Raw genomic sequence first — 18,910 nt, forward strand, 5'->3', positions numbered from 1 at the left:
AGGCCTTGAGGCCGCCGTCACGAGTGGCGCACATTCTAGCGAATCTGCCGCGACTGTCAACCGGTGATTTTCGAACTCTTTCGAAAACCCATTACAGAACAGTCACTTCTGCCACATTCACCGCCGGCAACGTTTGCCCGTTGCCGGCAGCGGATGCGTACTTTACGGCTTTACCGGCGGGCCCGCAAGCCCTTTCTGTAAAAAAGTTTCAGGGACCTGATAAATGGTCGAAGCCAACCTCTCAGCCCCGGACCTCAAGTCTGATGGTGCCGGAGCCGCCACCCACGTCCCAGGCCCTGACACCTACACCATAACGACCGGCTTCCAGGTATTGGGTAATACGCGACCCGAGGCCAAGCCCATCGGCATCGTCGTTCTCTATCTCGACGCCATTTCCGTTGAGGCTCAATATCGTATCGGCTGTCGGTGAGGTCACTTCAAGCACAATCGTGGCACCCTCTTCCAGTACCAGCTCATAATCCAGCGTCCCCCCGGGACTCAGGGTACCGATCACCGCGTCGCCGACCCTAACCTCTCCGCCATTGCGCAGCTCCTCCTCGATGGCGTCACCAACCACTTCCAACCTGTAGGCCCCAGCACCCGAATAGCTCTGAGCTTCCAGAGTATAGCTGCCCGGCTCAAGCACTGCCGACAGCAGCGCATCCAGGTTTCCGCCACTGTCATCGTCGCTGATATCGACACCGTTGCCATGCAGGCGAAGCACGGCATCAAAGCTCGATGAACCCAGCACCACCCTGATACCCGTTGTTTCTTCCAGTGTTAGGCGATAACTGTTGGGGCCGCTACCATCCAGAATACCAACCAGGCTCTCTTCCAGCAGGATTTCCCCATCGTTGCGAAGCTCACCCTCGAAGGCAGAGCGCTGCATCTCGAGGGTGTAATCTCCCCCTGCGGCACCATAGCCCGACACTGCGACCTCATAGCGCCCCGGCAACAGCACGGTTTCCAGCAGTGCATCCGTGCCATTGATGCCGCCGCCACCATCATCATTGCTGAGACTCTGCCCCTCGCCATCCAGGTTCAGCAGCGCATCGAACTGTGCCGAACTCAACTCGATGGAAACCTCGGAGGGCTCGTCGACATTCAGGTGGTAGCGGTTTTGCGCCCCGCCTTCGAGGACACCGGTAATGCTGTCGCCTCCCCGCAGCGGCCCCTCGTTGCGCATCCCGGTGGCCAGATCGTCGGCGCTGGCCATCAGCCGGTAGGCGTTACCCAGCACCAGGGTGTCACTTCCACATCCACTCGTCGCAGTCATCGCATTGCCAGTGGCCGCAGCGGTGACCTCGACCCGATAGTCTCCCGGTTCCAGGTATGCTTCCAGGCGCTGCTCTCCGTCGGCGCAGGCCTGGACGCGCTCTTCGCGTCCTTCACCACGTAGAGACAGAGCGAGAGCGCCGCCACTCGCCAGTGCGAGGTCGAGACGACCCGCCTGCTCGAGCGTCATGACATGACTCGACTTGCCATCCTCACCGAGCGACCCCGTCAAGGGCGTATCAAGGAGCAGTTGCTCAGCCGAGGCGTGAGCCTGGGGTACGAGGCGATAGGGGCCAAAGGAGGTCGCATCGCTGCCACTCACCACGATCAGCGTACACGCCTTGTGGTCAGCCCCTACCAGCAACGACAGCGGAGCCCCCTCTCGCCCCTCGGCGACTCCGCGGAGGCTCCCATCCTTGCCGAACGCCGCCAGCACCCCAGGGAAGGCGGCATCCAGCACATAGGATGCCACCGCTCCAGTCGCCTCGCCTGGGCAGACCCAGTGCGGGGAGTAGCGGGCCCCATCATTGAGGTTGATGGAACTGGCCGTTGTCAGCTCTCCGCTTAACGCATCGCCGACCTTCGCCTCCGGCGCCGACATGAAGCGCGCCTCTTCTGACTGCCGCTCACTGCACCCCGCCAGCAGGGCGAGGCCCGCCACCACGGCAACCATCTTCCATTGGCGACGAGGCCCGCCTCCCTTCCCTACGTTCGGTATCCTATGCTGCACGCATCTTCTCCTTGTGTATTGAGGGAAAGGCTCCCTCGCGATACGCCAAATATACCCCAACGGCTTCACTGCATCTTATGGCATATCAGGCGCACCGCCAGCCACCGGACTGCCGCAATGCATACCGCAGTGCGTATCTTGGATCACTGCCGAGCAGCACTCTCGGCCACATCGTCGGCATGGCGCACGATGACCACCAGTTCACGAGGGCCGTGAACACCATAGGCCAGAGTCTGCTCGATATCGGCGGTCTTGCTGGGGCCGGAGATCAGCAGCGCATTGGTCGGCATGCCGTTTGCCCAGCCATGCTTCTCGATCACGTCGAAGAAGGTGTCCTCCAGCGCCCCCGCGTCCAGCACCGCGATATGCAACGGTGGCACCAGGCTGATCAGTCGTGGCTCATCCGGCGTGGGCCATAGCCAGAGGCTGCCTGTCTCGGCGATGGCGCCACGGGTCGAGGTCAGGCCGGCATCGACATCATTGAACTGCTCGTGCTGCCACTGTTCGATATCACGATCGACGTCGACCAGCTCCACCCCCGCATTGACCAGCGCCCGGCGCGCCTCGACGGCGACCGGATGCTGCTTGCCCAGCGCCAGGCGGCGCACTCCCTTGTCGACAAGCACCTTCGCCAGCACATCGGTCCAGCCCTCCTCGGCGGCATGGACCACCTCGCCGTGCACCGAACCAATCCAGCGCTCGAAGCGCGCCAGCCGCTCATCCCGGCTCCAGCCGCGGCCGGTCACCACGGCAAAATCGCTGTCGGGTGCACTCAGCGCACCATCCGCACGCTCCCGCAGCCGCTTGAGAATCGCATCACGAGCACTCATCAGCGCTCCTCCTTGTCAGTCTTGGCTGCCTGATACTGCTTGACCAGCGCATGCAGGGTGGTGGCCGCCGGCCTTGGTGCACTGCGATGCTGGGTCCAGGCACCCAGCCTGGTAGGCGTCAGCGCTCTCAGCCTGCCGGCCACCGAGGTGCCGGCGCGCCAGGCCGCAGGGTGTGTCGCCAGCCACTGAAACCCCTTCCAGGCGGCCGCTTCCTTGCGGGTTCGCTTGATCCCGGCACCGGCCACATTGCCGCGCCCCTCGCCGACCGATTCTCGGCGCAGCCGCACCAACAGGTCGGGGATCGGGATCTTCACCGGACAGACCTCGCCACAGGCTCCACACAGACTCGACGCCGTGGGCAGATCCCGGGTCTCCTCCAGACCCATCAGATGAGGTGAAAGAATGCTGCCGATGGGACCGGGGTACGTCGTGCCGTAGGCATGCCCTCCCACACGCGTATAGACGGGGCAGTGATTCATGCAGGCGCCGCAGCGAATGCAGCGCAGGGTATCGAGCAGCTCATTGTCCTGGTAAATGCTGGAGCGACCGCTGTCCACCAGCACCAGATGCACCTCCTTCGGGCCATCATGCTCTCCCTCCTTGCGGGGCGAGCTGATCATGTTGAAGTAGGTGGTGACATGCTGACCGGTGGCCGAGCGGGTGAGCAGCGAGTAGAGAGGCGGCACATCGCGCAGATGCTCGACCACCTTCTCGATACCCGTCACCGCCACATGCACCGGAGGCACCGTGGTCGTCATCCGACCATTGCCTTCGTTTTCCACCAGGCACAGGGTGCCGGTCTCGGCGACCGCGAAATTGACCCCGGAGACCCCTACACCGGCGCCCATAAAGCGTTCGCGAAGCTGCTGTCTGGCCGCCGCCGTCATGGCATCGACGTCCCGGGTACGCTCGGTTCCGGTCTTGTCGTGCATGATCTCGGAGATCTCATCGGTATTGAGATGGATCGCCGGCATGATGATATGGGAAGGGGTCTGCTGGTTGAGCTGCACCAGGTACTCACCGAGATCCGACTCCAACGCCTCGATCCCGGCCGCCTCCAGGTGAGCGTTGAGATGCATCTCCTCGGAGACCATCGACTTGCCCTTGATCACCGAGGTCGCGCAATGGTCCTGACAGATACCACGAATGATCCGGCAGGCTTGCTCCCCGTCTTCGGCCCAGTGCACCTTGATGCCATTGGCCTCGCAGTTGGCCTCCAGCTTCTCCAACAGGTCAGGCAACCTGGCAAGCGCTCGCAGGCGAATGTTGGCACCCAGCTCACGCAGGGTCTCCAGGTCCCAGTCATCGAAGCTGTCGAGACGTTTGGCCATCAGGCCATCCATCGCCTTGCGGAAGTTGGCGCGTATCTGGGGATTTCCCAGGGCATCGTGAGCCTGGCGATGAAATTCACGGGGAGTATAGGTTTGAACGCCGGCCGTCTGTTCGCTCATGAGGTCCTCCGCCACAGGTAACTGGCGATATGCTCGCCCTTGACCGCCTTGCCCTGCTGCTCGAAGCGGCCGCCGATGTTCATCATGCAGCCGCAGTCAGAGGTGACGAAGCGGCGCGCCCCGGTCGCCTCGATGGCCCGGGTCTTGTCTTCCACCATGGCGGCCGAGACCTCGGGATGGCGCACGGCAAAGGTGCCACCGAAACCACAGCACTCGCTGGCCCGCGCCTGCTCGACCAGCTCCACCTGCCCCAGCGCTGCCAGCAGGGTGGGACCGGTGTCGGCCAGACCCATCTCACGGCGGGCGCTGCAGGAGGTGTGCATGACGACCTTCTCGGGCTCGCCGCGATCCTCTAGGTCGAGATGGCAGACGTGGACCAGGAACTCGGTCAGTTCAAAGATACGTCCGGCCACCTCGCTGGCCTGCTCCTCGAGGTCGGTACCGGCGAAAAGCTGGGGGTAGTGCTTGCGCATCATGCCGCCGCATGAGCCCGAGGGCACGATGATCGGCCAGGGGCCGGGGAAGAGGTCGAGTTGCGCCGCCGCCACGGCACGGGCCTCATGGTGATAGCCGGAGGTATAGGCCGGCTGGCCACAGCAGGTCTGGTCCTGGGGAAACAGCACCTCGATCCCCTCACGCTCCAGCAGCCGGATGGCATCCATCCCGGCCTCTGGATAGAGAAGGTCGATCAGGCAGGTGCCGAAAAGATAGACCTTGTCTGGCCTCGGCGGATAGAGCTTGACGGCAGTCATCGGCGATTCCTTTATCGGCTGGCTAGCCAGGCATTTTGGTAAAATGGTAAAACCAATTTTTCTATATGAATTGGCGGACATTAAGGAGACTCACACGACAGTGTCAAACGAGACTCGCCGTTTTTCCCTTGCTCCCTGCCTAGACATTAGTCTATGCCTCTGCCTGAAGGCTCCAACCTTTTGAAATTGTGAGAATCTTTTTGAAGCTGAAAGAAATCTTCCGCACTCTCGAAAAACCACACCGATGATTATTGGTATTACCAATATCTTGCCGTAAAATTCCGTCAACACTATCTTGATCCAACTCACCAGCCGCCGGAACCTCACCATGGCCTACCCTCCCCTGCGCCAACCACGTCTGGCCGACGTGATCACTGAACGCCTCGAAGCGATGATTCTGGAGGGCAGCCTCCAGCCCGGCCAGAAGCTGCCCCCCGAGCGCGAGCTGGCCGAACGCTTCAGCGTCTCACGCCCCTCATTGCGCGAGGCGATCCAGAAGCTGTCGGCTCGCGGGCTGCTGATCAGCCGTCAGGGGGGCGGCACCTTTGTCAGCAAGGAGCTCAACAGCGGCTATAGCGACCCCTTGCTGGAGATGCTGTCACGTCACGGTGAGTTTCATCTGGACCTGCTGGAGTTTCGCGATGCCATGGAGGGCATCTCGGCCTACTACGCCGCGCTGCGTTCGACCCCTACCGACAAGGCGCTGCTGATCCGTCGCTTCGAGGAGCTCGAAGCCTGCTTCCAGGGGCACGACCCTGTCGAGGAGGCCAAGGCCGATGCGGCCTTCCACCTGGCGATCGCCGAGGCCGCCCACAATGTGCTGCTGTTGCACACCATACGTGGCATCTTCCACCTGCTGGAGCGCAGCATCGCCGACAACCTCGCCCATTTGTTCGAGAAGCCCAAGGCGCGCCCCCAGCTGATGATCCAGCACCGCGCCCTGCTCGATGCCATTCTCGAAGGGCGTGCCGAAGACGCCAGGGCCCGCGCCCACGAGCACCTGGTATTCGTCGAAGAGGGGCTGCTCGAGATGGAGCGCGCCGAGACGCGGGCCCAGCGCGCCCTGCGTCGCGCCCAGCGAGTGCCGGATACACGCCGTGATGGCGATGCCTGAAAGTGGGCCTGGACACCGCCCCTCAGCGCCAGAACGAGACGCCTTGAACGAGCAGCTCTCGCAATACCGGCCAGGGCGGCAACCAGGGCAACAGATTGGCCCCGGCGGCGAGCATCACCAGGGAGTTGCCGGGTGAACGCCAGTCCAGTGGCTTGAGCGCGGTACCGAAGGAGCGCTTGATACGCCCTCCGGTGAGATCGACGCTGTAGAGCTCATCGAGCAGTAGGTGGAGCACGAAACCCAGCGCTAGCGCCACGCCATGGCCCCAGGCCATGGCATCGGGTTGGGCCAACAGGCGGTAGCTGAGCGCCGTGGTCGACAGGCCACAGAAGGCCGCCGCCAGCAACGAGTGCCAGATGCCGCGATGTACGGTGAGGCGAGCGAACAGGGCGCCGGCGAGGTGACGTACCCCCAGGTAGAGGGCGCCGCAGGCCAGCAGCAGTCCCCCCGTGGAGAGCCGCCCTTGTAGCACAAGGGCCCCGGCCACCACCGCCGGCACGGCCAGCAGGTTGAACACCAGCCGGATCGCGCGAGAGCTGTCGGCGTCGATATCGGGCAGGATGCCGCCGAGGGTCACCAGCGCCAGCATGGGCAGGGCCTGCCAGACATCCCACAGCCCCGCCTGCCAGCCACCGTGGGCAACCACGGCTCCGCCGGCGGCGGCCACGCCAAGGTGGGTGCGGAAATTGGCCATGCCGGAGCGGCCCTCAAAGAGCTGGATAAATTACCAGATTATCGCTCGCCCGGGCATGCAGAAACAATGGGTTAGTAAATTAATCGTCGCTCGAGGCCAGATACTCGTCCTTGAGACTTACATAGTTGCCGGCGGTGTAGGGAAAGAACTCTCGCTCCTTCTCCTTCAGGGGACGCAGCGCCTTGGCCGGATTGCCGGCATAGACATAGCCGCTCTCGAGCCGCTTGCCAGGCGTCACCACGGCACCGGCGGCGATGATGACCTCGTCCTCCACCTCGGCACCATCCATGACGATGGCACCCATGCCCACCAGGATACGACTGCCCAGGGTGGCCCCATGGAGTATCGCCTTGTGGCCGATGGTCACATCATCGCCGATGGTCAGCGGAAAGCCGCCGGGATTGAAGTCGCTGGCGTGGGTGATATGCAGCACGCAGCCATCCTGCACGCTAGTGCGGGCGCCGATACGGATCCGATGCATGTCGCCACGGATAACCGCCATGGGCCATACCGAGCAGTCATCACCCAGCGTCACATCGCCGAGCACCAGGCTTGTCGGGTCGATATACACCCGCTCGCCAAGGCTCGGGCGCTTGCCTTTCCAGGGCCGTATGGCCTTCGAGTCGCTCATCATGATCTCCTCATCTTCGATCGGGCGGGGCTCAGACCAGCCCGGCCACCAATACTACCAGCGTCAACGGAATGGCAATCCAGCGGGTCACCATCCGCCACAGCGCAAAGCCGCTATCGCTCACCCCCAGGGCACGACGCGCCGTGGACTCCGGCAACACCCAGGCGGCAAAGATGGCAATCAGCATCCCGCCCAGCGGGAGGAAGATCTCCGGGGGAATGGTGCTGACCAGTTCGAAGCCGTTCATGCCGAACAGCGGTCGCCACTCGGCCAGGCTCGAGAAAGAGAACACCGTCAGCAGTCCCAGCAGCCACACGGCAAGGCCTACCAGAGCCGCGGAGACCCCACGCTGCAGCCCCAGCCCCTGCAGGGTGGCGACCATGGGCTCGGCCAGGTTGATCGACGACGTCCAGGTGGCCAGCAGCAGCAGCAAAAAGAAGAAGCTCAACCACAGCGCGCCCCAGGGCAGCTGGGCGAAGGCGATGGGCAGAGTGACGAACATCAGGCCGGGTCCTTCACCTGGGTCCATCCCCTGGGAAAACACCACCGAAAAGATCGCGATACCGGCCAGCAAGGCCACGGTAACATCGAGGACCGCTGCCGCCCCGACGGCACGCGGCAGGCTCTGATGGTCCGGCATATAGGCCCCATAGGCCATCAACGCACAGGCGCCCACGGCCAGGGTGAAGAAGGCGTGGCCCATGGCATGCATCACCACCAGCGGGGTCACCGCCGAGAAGTCAGGCCGAAAAAGCCACTCCAGCGCGGTACCGAAGCCGCTGGTGGTGGTGGCATACCCCGCCAGCATCAGCAGCAACAGATAGAGTAGCGGCATCAGCACGTTGTTAAGGCGTTCGAGCCCCTTGGCCACGCCGGCAGCCACCACCAGTATGGTCATCAGCAGGAACAGGGTGTGATTGAAGATCATGCGCCCGGGATCGGCCAGGAAGGCCTCGAAACCGGCCCCGACCTCGGCGGGCGCCGCACCGCGAAACTCGCCATTGATGGAAGCCACCAGGAACTCGATGGACCACCCGGACACGACCGAGTAGAAGGAGAGGATGCAGAACACCGTGAAGGCGCCGAATAGCCCCAGCAGCCGCCAATGGCGGCTGGCCCCGGCCGTCGCGGCCAGATGCCCCAGCGACGCCACCGGGCTGCGCCGCCCGGCCCGGCCCACCATGATCTCGGCCATCATCACCGGCAGCCCCAACAGCAGCACGAAGGCCACGTAGAGCACCAGGAACACCGCCCCGCCGTTCTCGCCGGTGATATAGGGGAAGCGCCAGATATTGCCCAGTCCCACCGCCGCCCCAGTAACCGCCAGAATAAAGGCGCGCCGCGTACTCCAGCGCTCCAGCGTCTCGTTCATCGTTGCATCTCCCGAAAGACGGCGTGCGCCGCCCGCACGCTGAAAGTCAGCAAGCCTAGCAGTCCGACTCACGGCGGCAAACCCTGGTGGCGCGCATTGAAACCCGACGCCTCCGCCCGCATCTTAAGGAAGGACCCCACTTTCTTCCCGAGGTATGCATGTCCCGCAACCCCCTGCTCGAGACCCATGAGCTCCCTCCCTTCGAGGCCATTCGCCCCGAGCACGTGGTGCCAGCCATCGATGAGCTGCTCGCCGAGAACCGTCAAGCCATCGAGACACTGGTCGAGCGGGCCGAACGGGAGTCGCCCAGCTGGCAGAGCCTCGCCGCTCCCCTGGAGTCGCTGAATGACCGCCTGTCGCGAGCCTGGTCGCCGGTCTCCCATCTCAATGGCACCATGAACAACCCCGAGCTGCGCGAGGCCTATCAGGCCTGCCTGGGCAAGCTCTCCGACTACAGCACCTGGCTCGGCCAGCACGAGGGACTGTTCCGTGCCTGGCAGGCCCTCAAGGAGGGAGCGGCCTGGGAAGCTCTCGACGCGGCCCAGCGACGCACCGTCGACAACACCCTGCGCGACTTCCGCCTCGCCGGCGTCGATCTGCCTGCCGAGAAGAAGCGCCGCTATGGCGAGATCAAGGCGCGACTCTCCGAGCTCTCCAACACCTTTTCCAACCAGCTGCTCGATGCCACCCAGGCCTGGCACCTGAAGCTCGCCGACGAATCACGCCTGGCCGGCCTGCCGGAGAGCGCCCTGGCCACCCTGCGTGCCAATGCCGAGGCCAAGGGGGAAACCGGCTACCGCATCACCCTGGACTTCCCCAGCTTCTTCCCGGTGGTCACCTACGCCGATGACCGCGAACTGCGCCGCGAGGTCTACACCGCCTTCGTCACCCGCGCCTCGGATCAGGGCCCCCACGCCGGCCAGTACGACAACGCCCCGCTGATGGAGGAGATACTCGCCCTGCGCCACGAGCTGGCCCGACTGCTGGGCTTTGCCACCTACGCCGACTACTCGCTGGAGACCAAGATGGCCGAGTCTCCGGCCGAGGCACAGGGTTTCCTCGAAGACCTGGCCACCCGAGCGGTTCCCCAGGCCCACCAGGAGTTCGCAGAGCTCGAGGCCTTCGCCGGTGAGCAATTGGGCATGAACCATCTCGAGCCCTGGGATATCGGCTACGTCAGCGAGAAGCTCCGCGAGGCGCGTCACGCCATCAACGAGGAGCAGCTGCGCCCCTACTTTCCCGCCCCCCGTGTGGTCGAGGGGCTGTTTCAGGTCGTTGGGCGCCTGTTCGGCATCACCTTCCGCGAGGACGAGCAGGCGCCGCGCTACCACCCCGACGTGCGCTTCTTTCGCATCCTCGAGAACGGCGAGGCGATCGCCGGCTTCTATCTGGACCTCTACGCTCGCGAGGGCAAGCGCGGCGGTGCCTGGATGGATGAGTGCCGGGTGCGCCGCCACGAGGGTGACGCCCTTCAGCTGCCGGTGGCCTATCTGACCTGTAACTTCACCCGTCCGGTGGGCGAGCGCCCGGCGCTGTTGACCCACGACGAGGTGGTCACCCTGTTCCACGAATTCGGCCATGGCCTGCACCATATGCTGACGCAACAGACCATCGCCGATATCTCGGGCATCAACGGCGTGGCCTGGGATGCGGTGGAGCTGCCCAGCCAGTTCATGGAGAACTACTGCTGGGAGCGTGAAGGGCTCGATCTGATCGCCGGTCACGTCGACAGCGGGGAGCCACTGCCCGGCGAGCTGCTCGAGAAGCTGCAGGCGGCCAGGAACTTCCAGTCCGCCATGGGCATGGTGCGCCAACTGGAGTTCTCGCTGTTCGATCTGCGCCTGCACCACGAGCTCGAGGCCCCCTCTGCCAGCGAGATCCAGGCGCTGCTCGATGCGGTACGCGATGGCGTCTCGGTGGTGCCCAGGGCCTCCTTCAACCGCTTCCAGAACGGCTTCGGTCACATCTTCGCCGGCGGCTACGCGGCGGGCTACTACAGCTACAAGTGGGCCGAGGTGCTCTCCGCCGACGCCTGGAGTGCCTTCGAGGAAGCGGGCATCTTCGACCCCGAGACCGGGGGCCGTTTCCGCAGCGAGATCCTCGAACAGGGCGGCGCCCGCGACGCGGCCGAGCTTTTCCAGGCCTTCCGCGGCCGCGCGCCCAGTGTCGAACCGCTGTTGCGCCATAGCGGCATCACTGCCGGTTGACCCAACGTCATCCCCGCCTCGGCCCACGGGCCGAGGCTTACAGGAGTCTTCATGGCCAACCAGAAACGCTTTATCGCCGGTGCCATCTGCCCACGTTGTGCCGATGTGAACGAACACCGTATCCGCGCCGGGCTCTCCGCCTTTCAGTGCCGGTAACAACAGGAGTCCATTATGGCCACCCAGAAACGCTTTATTGCCGGCGCCATCTGTCCACGCTGTGCCGAGATGGACCGTATTCGCAGTTGGGAACAGAACGGCATCCGCTACCGCGAGTGTGTCAGCTGCGACTTCTTCGAGCAGCTGCCCATCGAGGAGCAGGCCGCCCCTGAGCTAGCCACCCGTATTGATCGCACGCATCGGGAGGAGCCCACCGAGGACTTCCAGACGGTCAAGATCATCGACCCCAAGGGATAAAGACGCGGCTCCCCGCTCCGCTGGCCGGCTCATACAGCGCGACCGGGGATCCATCAGCCAATTGCGATTGATTCCAATCAATGCTTCCCTCTTCACGCCATTCGACCCATGCCTCGGCATGGGTCGAATGGTATACGTTGAATGGAACGGCATTGATCGCAGCCACGGGCCTGCCGCGAAATGCCAGAATGACACGGTATCTCTCGGGCATCCGCGTCCGAGTTATCACTAACCCCATGATGGAGCTATGCCATGCGCCTACTCTCCACCCGCCTGCTCGCCGGCACCGTCGCCGGCACGCTTCTGGTAGCCGCCTCCGCCGCCGCCCAGGATCGCAGTGACTGGCCCGAGAACTTCACCGTCGGCACCGCTAGCCAGGGCGGCACCTACTTCGTCTACGGCTCCGGCTGGGCCAACCTGATCGCCGACGAGCTGGGTCTCTCCGGCGGGGGTGAAGTCACCGGCGGTCCCAACCAGAACCTCGCCCTGGTCCACACCGGTGATATCGCCCTGGGACTGACCACCATGGGGCCCGCCGCCGAGGCCCTGGCCGGCGAAAGCCCTCTCGCCCCGGGGGTACCGCTGGACAATGTCTGCGCTCTCTTCCCGATGTACGAGACACCGTTCTCCATCACCACCCTGGCCGATAGCGATATCGAGTCGATTGCCGACATCCCCGACGGCGCCAGCATCGGCTTCGGCCCGGCGGCCTCTACCTCCGACACCTACTTCCCGGCCATTCTCGAGGAGCTGGGTGTCGAGTTCGATCGTCGCAACGGGGGCTGGAACGACCTGGGCGGCCAGCTGCAGGATGGCCTGATCGATGTCATCGCCTTCGCTGCCGGCATCCCGATCCCTGCGGTCAGCCAGCTCGAGGTGCAGACCGATATCAATATCGTCGAGTTCACCGAGGAGGAGCAGGCCAAGGTACTCGAGGCGTTCCCGGTATCGCCCTTCATGATTCCGGCCAGCACTTACCAGACCCTGGAAGAGGATGCCCGCGCCGTCTCGATGTGGAACTTCACCATCGCCGGCTGTGATCTGCCCGAAGACTTCGTCTACGAGATCACCAAGCTGAGCCTGGAGAACAACGACAAGATGATGGATATCCATCGCAGTGCGGCCACCAGCATTCCGGAGAACTTCCAGTACAACACCGTGCTGCCCTTCCATCCGGGCGCGGTACGCTGGTACGAGGAGAACGGCTACGAGATCCCCGATAACCTGAAGCGGTAACCACGCATGACCCTGACGCCGCCCCGGATCGCCTAGCGACCCGGGGCGGCATGCCTGCCGTCCGTTCCACACCCAAGGGTGTTTTCATGTCCCAACATCCCGAATCCCGCGACGACACCGGCACCGACGATGTCGTCGAGGTCGTCAATGCCGAAGGCGTCGACGAGGCCGCCGTCGAATCCAATCGGCGCCTGTATACCGGCTGGCAGTGGCTGCTCTTCGGTACGCTGGCCATCGCCTATTCGCTGTTTCACCTCATCTCGCTCAACGTCTATCCACTGGAGACCTGGTCATTTCGCATCCTGCACATCGCCGGCGCGCTGATACTCGGCTATGGCCTCTATGCCGGCACCCGCTTCGCCGAGCATGACCGCGAGCGCTCCCCCGCCTGGATGCGCTGGCTGAGCTATGCCCTGCTGGCGCCGGCCCTGTATGCCCTGGTGCGCGTGGCCATGATGTATCAGGCAATGAACGGTGGGGCCATGCGCATCGCCCCGGCGATCGAGGCTTGGCACTTCGGCTATCCGCTGATCCTGGCTACCGCCGCCGGCATCGGGCTCTCCTGGGCCTATCGCCAGGTACGCGCAGCCCTGTCACCCGCCGACCTGGTGCTGATGGTCTGCGCCCTGGCGGTGGCCGGCTACCTGCTGGTGATGTTCAACAGTCCGCTGCGTGCCTCCACCGGCACCCCATTTGCCCCCATGGGCATCTCCTATGCCGCCATCGCCGGTTCGCTGCTGATCCTCGAGCTGACCCGGCGGGTTGCCGGCCTGGCCCTGGTGGTCATCTCGGCGATCTTCCTGCTCTATGTGTTCGCCGGCCCCTATCTGCCGGGCTTCCTGGGCTACCCCGGGCTCTCCGTGGGCCGCTTCTTCAGCCAGGTCTACACCGACGCCGGTATCCTGGGGCCGACCACCGCCGTCTCCTCCACCTATATCATCCTGTTCATCATCTTCGCCGCCTTCCTGCAGGCCTCGAAGGTGGGGGACTACTTCGTCAACTTCGCCTTTGCCGCCGCCGGCCGTGCCCGTGGCGGTCCGGCCAAGGTGTCGATCTTCGCCTCGGGCCTGATGGGCATGATCAACGGCACCTCGGCCGGCAATGTGGTCTCCACCGGCTCGCTGACGATCCCGCTGATGAAGAAGGTGGGCTACCCGTCACGCAGCGCCGGCGCCATTGAGGCCGCCGCCTCAACCGGCGGACAGATCATGCCGCCGATCATGGGGGCCGGCGCCTTCATCATGGCCGAGGTCACCGGCATCCCCTACACCGAGATCGCCGTGGCGGCCCTGATTCCCGCCATCCTCTACTTCCTGTCGATCTACTGCATGGTCGACTTCGAGGCCGCCCGCAAGGGCATGCGCGGCATGCGCAAGGAGGAAATCCCCCAGTTCCGACGGCTGGTCAGGCAGATCTACCTGTTCGCACCGATCATCATCCTGATCGCCGCCCTGTTCATGGGCTACTCGGTGATCCGTGCCGGCACCCTGGCCACCGCCTCGGCTGCCGTGGTGAGCTGGCTCACGCCCCACAGGATGGGCATCCGCGCCATCCTCAAGGCGCTGCAACTGGCCGGCGCCATGTCGATCCAGATCATCGCCGTGTGCGCCTGCGCCGGCCTGATCGTCGGGGTGATCGCCCTGACCGGGGTCGGTGCGCGCTTCTCCTCGCTGCTGCTGGGCCTGGCCGGGGTCAGCCAGCTGCTCGCGCTGTTCTTCGCCATGTGCATCTCGATCCTGCTCGGCATGGGCATGCCCACCACCGCCGCCTATGCGGTGGCCGCCTCGGTGGTCGCCCCTGGCCTGATCAGCATCGGTATCGAGCCGCTGGTCGCGCACTTCTTCGTGTTCTACTTCGCGGTGGTATCGGCGATCACGCCTCCGGTGGCCCTCGCCTCCTATGCCGCGGCGGGCATCTCCGGCGACAACGCCATGGGCACCTCGGTGGCCTCGTTCAAGATCGGCCTGGCCGCCTTTATCGTGCCCTTCATGTTCTTCTACAGCCCCGCCATGCTGATGGAGGGCACCTGGGTGCAGATCCTGCGGGTCGGCGTTACCGCCACCCTGGGCATCATCCTGCTGGCAGCGGTGGTACAGGCCTGGTTCTTCGGCCCGGTGAAGAGCTGGCAGCGGGTGGTGATGCTGATCGGTGCGCTGTTCATGATCTACGGCGGCATCGTCACCGATATCGCCGGCCTGGCGATCGGCGTCGGCCTGGTCCTGATGCAGCGCCGCCTGCACGGCAAGGGCGGAGGAGGCGGATCACCGGCCTCCACCGCCGGCTGACGCTTCACCGTAACGCAGCACGCGAAGGGCCCCGCCGGATGGCGGGGCCCTTCGCGCTCCCTGACCGGTAGTCCAGGGCAGGCACTGCCGACCTCAGCCGACGATATTGTCCACAATCTTCAGGCAGGGGGCGGCCTGGTTGAGGGTGTAGAAGTGAAGGCCTGGCGCGCCTCCATCGAGCAGGCGTTGACAGAGGCGAGAGATCACCTCTTCACCGAAGGCCGCGATCGACTCGCTGTCATCGCCATAGGCCTCCAGCTGCTTGCGCATCCAGCGCGGAATCTCGGCGCCACAGGCATCGGAGAAGCGCGCCAGCTTGGTGTAGTTGGTGATCGGCATGATCCCCGGGATGATGGGCGTATCGACCCCCAGGGCCTGGGCCCGCTCCACGAAGTGGAAGTAGGCATCGGCGTTGAAGAAGTACTGGGTAATGGCGAGGTTGGCACCGGCCTTTACCTTGCGCGCGAAGTTCTCGACATCCTGCTCCAGGCTGGGTGCCTGGGGATGCGACTCTGGATAGGCGGCCACGGCGATCTCGAAGTGATCACCGCTCTCCTCACGAATAAACTCGACGAGCTCGTTGGCATAGCGAAATTCGCCGACGCCACCCATGCCTGAGGGCAGATCACCTCGCAGGGCCACCAGGCTATCGATGCCCTCCTCACGGTAGCGAGCCAGCAGCTCGCGCAACTGTCCCTTCTCGCTACCGATGCAAGAGAGATGAGGGGCGGTCGTGATGCCCGCCTCACGTACCTGGCGCACGGTAGTCAGGGTACGGTCCTGGGTGGATCCCCCAGCGCCATAGGTCACCGAGAAGAAACGCGGTCCACGCTCGGCCAGAGCGTCGCGCACACCGACCAGCTTCTCGCGACCGGCCGCGGTGTTGGGCGGGAAGAATTCGAAGCTGATACCCAGTGGGTGCTGCTGCGTGCTCATCGGATTTCCTCATGATGCGTCTGCATGATGTGATCATTGTGACGAGTCGCTACCCTACCCACCAATGAAAGATTCGTGGCCTCATATCGATTTCATTCAAGTTGGCATCCGCCAACACCACGGGCACCATGATGCCCCTGAGCCATCAGACAAGGATTTTTCATGCACGCCATCGACCCCGGCGCCCTGATGGGCCCGTTGTGGATACTGTTGAGCTACGTCGCCCTGGGCTGGCTGGCCGCTCGCCGACTGGCGGTGGACCCGCGCCCCATCGCGACCCTGCTGATCTATCTGGTGGCCCCCCTGACCTTCTTTCGCGGCCTGGTTCAGGGCGGCCCCACGCCCAGCTACCTGCTGCTGAGCCTGGCCGCCTTCATCACCGCCAGCCTGCTCGCCCTGCTGGTACACCGCCTGACCCGGCATGCCTTTCTCCCTCAGGAGAGCGCGCTGCTGGCCTTCTCCGCCGGCACCGGCAACACCGGCTACTTCGGCCTGCCGGTGGCCCTGGTGCTGCTGCCGCCGCAAGGGGTCACCCTCTATCTGTTCTGCGTACTAGGCATCACCCTCTACGAGTTCACGGTGGGCTTTTACCTTAGCGCCCGGGGGCAATTCTCGGTCGCCGAGAGCTTGGCCAAGATCGTGCGGCTGCCACTGATCTATGCCTTCCTGGCGGCACTGGTGGTCAGCGGCCTGGGCCTGACGATACCGGCGCCCATCATGGAGGGATTAGCGGTATTCCCCGCCACCTACACCCTGCTGGGCATGATGATCATCGGCATGACCCTGGGCAGGGTCAGCATTCGCGAGCTGGATGGCCGCTTTATCGGCGTCTGCGTGGCGATCCGTTGCGTGCTCTGGCCGCTGCTGGCGCTGGGCGCGGTGCTTCTGCTCCAGGCCATCACACCGCTCTCGCGGGAGCTGGCCATGGCCATGCTGCTGCTGGGAGTGGTACCCATGGCCGCCAACGTGGTGGTGGTGGCCATGGAGCTGGGCATCGCCCCGGGCAAGGGCGCCCAGGCGGTACTGATCACCACCCTGGCCGCGCCGCTGCTGATACCGCTCTACCTCGGACTGATGCTGCCACTGGTAGCCGGCTGAGCGGCGCTCTCCTCACGACGGGCGTAGCGCTGGGCCAATACCGCGCAGACCATCAGCTGAATCTGGTGGAACAGCATCAGGGGCAGCAGCGCGGGGCCGATGGCGCCGCCGGCAAACAGCAGCTGGGCCATGGGCACGCCAGTGGCCATGCTCTTCTTGGAGCCGCAGAACACGATGGTGATCTCGTCCTCGCGACTGAAGCCCAGGCGCCGCGCCAGCCAGGCGGTCAGCCACAACACCAGCGCCAGCAATACGCAGCAGGTAAGGGTCAGCGCCGCCAGCTCTCGGGCGGAGACGGTCTGCCATAGCCCGCCCACCACCGAGGCGCTGAAGGCGGTATAGACCACCAGCAGGATGGAGCCCTGATCGACCCCCACCAGCCAGCCGCGGTTGCGGGCGATCCAGTCGCCGGTCCAGGGGCGCGACAGGTGGCCCAGCACGAAGGGCAGCAGCAGCTGCAGGCCGATCTTGCCCACCGCATCGAGGCTCACCGCGGCCTCGCCCACTCCCTCGGCATCCAGCAGCAGTGTCAGCAGCAGCGGTGTCAGGCCGATGCCGATCAGGCTCGAGGCCGAGGCACTGCACACCGCCGCCGACACATTGCCCCGTGCGATGGAGGTGAAGGCGATCGCCGACTGAACCGTGCCCGGCAGCGCACATAGATAGAGCATGCCGATATACAGCGGCAGACCCAGCAGTGGCAACAGCAGCGGCTTGAGCGACCAGCCGATCAGCGGAAACATCACGAAGGTACAGGCGAACACCAGCAGATGCAGTCGCCAGTGGGTAGCGCCGGCGATGATCGCCTGACGCGACAGCTTGGCACCGTGCATGAAGAACAAAAGCGCGATCGCCAGCCGGGTCAACCAGACGAAGAATACCTCCCCCGCTCCCTGGGCCGGCAGCAGGGTGGCCACGGCCACCACCGCCATCAGCAGCAGGGTGAAGGTATCGAACAGGGTACGCAGTCGCGACAACATGAGTGCACCTCGAGTGACAGAAGGGCCATGACCGAAGGGATCGCCACAGGCTATCCTGAACGGTCACGTCGTTTTCACGCCAACAAGACACCATGTATCGACAAACGGACATCCCGCACCCCGAACCGACGCGTCTCGGCGAGCTGAAGCGCCTGCCCCGCCCGCTCTATGGCCATCGCGAGACGCTGCCCAACCGCGCCATCCCACGCCGCCATCGCCACCCCTGGGCCCAGCTCTCCTACGCCGCCCGGGGGGTGGTCGAGGTGGCCACCCCCGAGGCACGCTTCATCGCCCCGCCCGACCGCGCGGTGTGGATCCCCCCCGGCCGCCTCCACGGCGTACGCTGCTCCCGCGACAGCGAGATCCGCAGCCTCTATCTCGATCCGGAGGCCTGCGACCTGGAGTGGCCCGACTGCCATGTGCTGGAGGTGCAGCCGCTGCTGCGCGAGCTGATCCGCGCCTTCGGGGAGCTGCCGGTGCTCTATGACCGGGAGGGCGCTGACAACCGGCTGGCCCAGGTGCTGCTGGACCGTCTACGGGCCGCCCCCCGGGTGCCGCTGATGCTACCCTGGCCCCGCGAACCCCGCCTGACCAGGTTATGTCAGCGCATCCAGGAACGCCCCGATGCGCCCCACCGGCTCAGCGAGCACGCCCGTCGGCTAGGGGTGGCCGAGCGTACCCTGAGCCGCGCCTTTCGCGCCCAGACCGGGCTCGGCTTTCGCCGCTGGCGCCAGCGCTGCCGGCTATTCGCCGCCCTACCCCGGCTGGAAGCCGGGGAGCGGGTCACCGACGTCGCCCTGGCCTGCGGCTACGAGAGCCTGTCGGCGTTTATCGCCGCCTTTCGCGAGGAGTTCGGCAGAACTCCCGGGAAGCTGGTTAACCGGGCCCCTCTTTAGCGCGGGCCA

At 64.7% G+C, this 18,910-nt stretch carries 17 protein-coding genes; 8 read left to right on the forward strand and 9 right to left on the reverse strand.

Annotated elements, in window-relative coordinates; genetic code table 11:
- Nucleotides 1-241: 241 nt before the first annotated feature.
- The 4 genes from E0702_RS03335 to E0702_RS03350 all read right to left on the reverse strand — a co-directional run bounded on the left by E0702_RS03335 (nt 242) and on the right by E0702_RS03350 (nt 5,038).
- On the reverse strand, nt 242-2,005 hold the full coding sequence (locus tag E0702_RS03335; protein ID WP_132041557.1) for a hypothetical protein: 1,764 nt from the start codon (nt 2,003-2,005) through the stop codon (nt 242-244).
- Between the two features lie 143 nt (nt 2,006-2,148).
- Nucleotides 2,149-2,835 carry a LutC/YkgG family protein gene (locus E0702_RS03340; protein WP_132041558.1) on the reverse strand — a complete coding sequence of 229 codons (687 nt, stop codon included), beginning with the start codon at nt 2,833-2,835 and terminating at the stop codon, nt 2,149-2,151.
- Nucleotides 2,835-4,286 carry a LutB/LldF family L-lactate oxidation iron-sulfur protein gene (locus tag E0702_RS03345; protein WP_132041559.1) on the reverse strand — a complete coding sequence of 484 codons (1,452 nt, stop codon included), beginning with the start codon at nt 4,284-4,286 and terminating at the stop codon, nt 2,835-2,837. The genes E0702_RS03340 and E0702_RS03345 overlap by 1 nt, the downstream gene beginning before the upstream one ends.
- Nucleotides 4,283-5,038 (reverse strand): (Fe-S)-binding protein, encoded by a 756-nt coding sequence (locus E0702_RS03350; protein WP_132041560.1) that lies wholly within the window; start codon nt 5,036-5,038, stop codon nt 4,283-4,285. Before E0702_RS03350 ends, E0702_RS03345 begins: the two co-directional genes overlap by 4 nt.
- A gap of 328 nt (nt 5,039-5,366) precedes the next feature.
- On the opposite strand from E0702_RS03350, the gene E0702_RS03355 reads away from it, so the two are divergent.
- The gene (locus tag E0702_RS03355) at nt 5,367-6,152 is read left to right on the forward strand and encodes a GntR family transcriptional regulator (RefSeq protein ID WP_132041561.1); all 786 of its coding nucleotides are present in this window, start codon (nt 5,367-5,369) and stop codon (nt 6,150-6,152) included.
- 22 nt (nt 6,153-6,174) lie between these two features.
- Here the strand turns inward: E0702_RS03355 and E0702_RS03360 are convergent, their stop codons facing one another.
- The 3 genes from E0702_RS03360 to E0702_RS03370 form a co-directional block, all read right to left on the reverse strand.
- Complete coding sequence (locus tag E0702_RS03360; protein WP_132041562.1) at nt 6,175-6,846, reverse strand: metal-dependent hydrolase; 672 nt, start codon at nt 6,844-6,846, stop codon at nt 6,175-6,177.
- A 79-nt stretch (nt 6,847-6,925) separates the two neighbouring features.
- Nucleotides 6,926-7,477, reverse strand: coding sequence for a gamma carbonic anhydrase family protein (locus E0702_RS03365; protein WP_132041563.1), 552 nt, complete (start codon nt 7,475-7,477; stop codon nt 6,926-6,928).
- A 31-nt stretch (nt 7,478-7,508) separates the two neighbouring features.
- A complete protein-coding gene (locus E0702_RS03370; RefSeq protein ID WP_132041564.1) occupies nt 7,509-8,849 on the reverse strand; it encodes a sodium-dependent transporter in 1,341 nt (446 codons plus the stop codon).
- Between the two features lie 158 nt (nt 8,850-9,007).
- On the opposite strand from E0702_RS03370, the gene prlC reads away from it, so the two are divergent.
- From prlC to E0702_RS03395, 5 genes are all read left to right on the forward strand, one after another.
- Complete coding sequence (gene prlC, locus E0702_RS03375) at nt 9,008-11,056, forward strand: oligopeptidase A (RefSeq protein ID WP_132041565.1); 2,049 nt, start codon at nt 9,008-9,010, stop codon at nt 11,054-11,056.
- 51 nt (nt 11,057-11,107) lie between these two features.
- Entirely contained in the window at nt 11,108-11,212 is a 105-nt protein-coding gene (locus E0702_RS03380; protein ID WP_132041566.1) for a YheV family putative metal-binding protein, read from the forward strand.
- Between the two features lie 15 nt (nt 11,213-11,227).
- Nucleotides 11,228-11,470 (forward strand): YheV family putative zinc ribbon protein, encoded by a 243-nt coding sequence (locus tag E0702_RS03385; protein ID WP_132041567.1) that lies wholly within the window; start codon nt 11,228-11,230, stop codon nt 11,468-11,470.
- A 252-nt stretch (nt 11,471-11,722) separates the two neighbouring features.
- Nucleotides 11,723-12,706 carry a TAXI family TRAP transporter solute-binding subunit gene (locus E0702_RS03390; protein ID WP_132041568.1) on the forward strand — a complete coding sequence of 328 codons (984 nt, stop codon included), beginning with the start codon at nt 11,723-11,725 and terminating at the stop codon, nt 12,704-12,706.
- 86 nt (nt 12,707-12,792) lie between these two features.
- Nucleotides 12,793-14,991 (forward strand): TRAP transporter permease, encoded by a 2,199-nt coding sequence (locus E0702_RS03395; RefSeq protein WP_132041569.1) that lies wholly within the window; start codon nt 12,793-12,795, stop codon nt 14,989-14,991.
- Between the two features lie 93 nt (nt 14,992-15,084).
- On the opposite strand, the gene metF is transcribed toward E0702_RS03395, so the two are convergent.
- Nucleotides 15,085-15,927: a methylenetetrahydrofolate reductase [NAD(P)H] gene (gene metF, locus E0702_RS03400; protein WP_132041570.1), complete on the reverse strand. Its 843-nt coding sequence runs from the start codon at nt 15,925-15,927 to the stop codon at nt 15,085-15,087.
- Nucleotides 15,928-16,089: 162 nt separating this feature from the next.
- Here metF and E0702_RS03405 point away from each other — a divergent pair, with 162 nt between their 5' ends.
- Nucleotides 16,090-17,025: an AEC family transporter gene (locus E0702_RS03405; RefSeq protein ID WP_132041571.1), complete on the forward strand. Its 936-nt coding sequence runs from the start codon at nt 16,090-16,092 to the stop codon at nt 17,023-17,025.
- Here E0702_RS03405 and E0702_RS03410 read toward each other — a convergent pair.
- Nucleotides 16,989-18,005: a bile acid:sodium symporter family protein gene (locus E0702_RS03410; protein ID WP_132041572.1), complete on the reverse strand. Its 1,017-nt coding sequence runs from the start codon at nt 18,003-18,005 to the stop codon at nt 16,989-16,991. The two genes, E0702_RS03405 and E0702_RS03410, sit on opposite strands and share 37 nt — an antisense overlap.
- Nucleotides 18,006-18,097: 92 nt before the next feature.
- Here E0702_RS03410 and E0702_RS03415 point away from each other — a divergent pair, with 92 nt between their 5' ends.
- The gene (locus E0702_RS03415) at nt 18,098-18,901 is read left to right on the forward strand and encodes an AraC family transcriptional regulator (RefSeq protein WP_132041573.1); all 804 of its coding nucleotides are present in this window, start codon (nt 18,098-18,100) and stop codon (nt 18,899-18,901) included.
- Nucleotides 18,902-18,910: the final 9 nt, after the last annotated feature.

Source organism: Halomonas marinisediminis, from assembly GCF_004347715.1.
Lineage (GTDB): Bacteria > Pseudomonadota > Gammaproteobacteria > Pseudomonadales > Halomonadaceae > Halomonas > Halomonas icarae.

Coding starts and splice junctions, on each gene's coding strand:
- E0702_RS03340 (WP_132041558.1), bottom strand. CDS start 2,835: ATGAGTGCTCGTGATGCGATTCTCAAGCGGCTGCGGGAGCGTGCGGAT.
- E0702_RS03345 (WP_132041559.1), bottom strand. CDS start 4,286: ATGAGCGAACAGACGGCCGGCGTTCAAACCTATACTCCCCGTGAATTT.
- E0702_RS03350 (WP_132041560.1), bottom strand. CDS start 5,038: ATGACTGCCGTCAAGCTCTATCCGCCGAGGCCAGACAAGGTCTATCTT.
- E0702_RS03355 (WP_132041561.1), top strand. CDS start 5,367: ATGGCCTACCCTCCCCTGCGCCAACCACGTCTGGCCGACGTGATCACT.
- E0702_RS03360 (WP_132041562.1), bottom strand. CDS start 6,846: ATGGCCAATTTCCGCACCCACCTTGGCGTGGCCGCCGCCGGCGGAGCC.
- E0702_RS03365 (WP_132041563.1), bottom strand. CDS start 7,477: ATGAGCGACTCGAAGGCCATACGGCCCTGGAAAGGCAAGCGCCCGAGC.
- E0702_RS03370 (WP_132041564.1), bottom strand. CDS start 8,849: ATGAACGAGACGCTGGAGCGCTGGAGTACGCGGCGCGCCTTTATTCTG.
- prlC (WP_132041565.1), top strand. CDS start 9,008: ATGTCCCGCAACCCCCTGCTCGAGACCCATGAGCTCCCTCCCTTCGAG.
- E0702_RS03380 (WP_132041566.1), top strand. CDS start 11,108: ATGGCCAACCAGAAACGCTTTATCGCCGGTGCCATCTGCCCACGTTGT.
- E0702_RS03385 (WP_132041567.1), top strand. CDS start 11,228: ATGGCCACCCAGAAACGCTTTATTGCCGGCGCCATCTGTCCACGCTGT.
- E0702_RS03390 (WP_132041568.1), top strand. CDS start 11,723: ATGCGCCTACTCTCCACCCGCCTGCTCGCCGGCACCGTCGCCGGCACG.
- E0702_RS03395 (WP_132041569.1), top strand. CDS start 12,793: ATGTCCCAACATCCCGAATCCCGCGACGACACCGGCACCGACGATGTC.
- metF (WP_132041570.1), bottom strand. CDS start 15,927: ATGAGCACGCAGCAGCACCCACTGGGTATCAGCTTCGAATTCTTCCCG.
- E0702_RS03405 (WP_132041571.1), top strand. CDS start 16,090: ATGCACGCCATCGACCCCGGCGCCCTGATGGGCCCGTTGTGGATACTG.
- E0702_RS03410 (WP_132041572.1), bottom strand. CDS start 18,005: ATGTTGTCGCGACTGCGTACCCTGTTCGATACCTTCACCCTGCTGCTG.
- E0702_RS03415 (WP_132041573.1), top strand. CDS start 18,098: ATGTATCGACAAACGGACATCCCGCACCCCGAACCGACGCGTCTCGGC.